1 protein-coding gene is annotated in these 1,317 nt (G+C 63.9%); it reads right to left on the bottom strand.

The features are described 5' to 3' along the window. Positions 1-1,317 (bottom strand): glucarate dehydratase (gene gudD / locus ENTHG_RS00040; protein ID WP_052332652.1); only part of this gene is annotated, 1,317 nt, incomplete at its 5' end.

Below are 1,317 nucleotides of genomic sequence, written 5' to 3'. Positions count from 1 at the left end.
TTAACGCACCATACAGGGACGCTTGTTATCAAACGTCCAGCCGGGGATGAGGTACTGCATCCCCATCGCATCGTCGCGCGCACCCAGCCCGTGTTTCTGGTACAGCTCGTTCGCCTTCATCACCTGGTCCATATCCAGCTCCACGCCCAGACCCGGTTTCTGCGGCACCTGCACCATACCGCCCTTAATTTCGAACGGCTCTTTCGTCAGCCGCTGGTTGCCTTCCTGCCAGATCCAGTGGGTGTCGATGGCGGTGATTTTGCCCGGCGCGGCCGCTGCCACGTGGGTGAACATCGCCAGCGAGACGTCAAAGTGGTTGTTGGAGTGCGAGCCCCAGGTCAGGCCGAACTCGTGGCACATCTGCGCCACCCGCACCGAGCCCTGCATCGTCCAGAAGTGCGGGTCCGCCAGCGGGATGTCCACCGACTGCAGCGACAGGGTGTGCCCCATCTGACGCCAGTCGGTGGCTATCATGTTGGTCGCCGTCGGCAGGCCGGTGGCGCGGCGGAACTCCGCCATCACCTCGCGCCCGGAGAAGCCCTGCTCCGCGCCGCACGGGTCTTCCGCATACGCCAGCGACCCTTTCAGGTACTTACCGATGCGGATGGCTTCGTTCAGTGACCAGGCCCCGTTCGGGTCCAGCGTCACCCGCGCCTGCGGGAAGCGTTTCGCCAGCGCCACGATGGATTCGGCTTCCTCTTCCCCCGCCAGCACGCCGCCTTTCAGTTTGAAGTCGTTGAAGCCGTACTTCTCATACGCCGCTTCCGCCAGGCGCACCACGGCGTCCGGGGTCATCGCCTCTTCGTGGCGCAGGCGGTACCAGTCGCACTGCTCATCCGGCTGGCTCTGGTAGGGCAGCGGGGTGGCCTTGCGGTTGCCGACGAAGAACAGGTAGCCCAGCATCTCCACTTCGTTGCGCTGCTGGCCGTCACCAAGCAGGGTGGCGACGTTGACGCCGAGGTGCTGGCCGAGCAGGTCAAGCAGGGCGGCTTCGATGGCGGTGACCACGTGAATGGTGGTGCGCAGGTCGAAGGTCTGCAGGCCGCGCCCGGCGGCGTCACGGTCGGCGAAGGTGTTGCGCACGGTGGTGAGAATGTTTTTGTACTCGCCGAGGGTTCTGCCGTTGATGAGCGGAGCCGCGTCTTCAATGGTCTGGCGGATTTTTTCGCCGCCGGGGACTTCGCCGACGCCGGTGTTGCCGGCATTGTCGGTGATGATGACGATATTACGGGTGAAGAACGGGGCGTGAGCGCCGCTCAGGTTCATCAGCATGCTGTCATGCCCGGCAACCGGGATGACTTTTACGGAAGTAACAAC

This window comes from Phytobacter massiliensis JC163 (genome assembly GCF_000321045.1).
Lineage (GTDB): Bacteria > Pseudomonadota > Gammaproteobacteria > Enterobacterales > Enterobacteriaceae > Phytobacter_A > Phytobacter_A massiliensis.
Note: the sequence above shows the minus strand (reverse complement) of the source record. Positions and strands in the feature narration are given on the sequence as shown.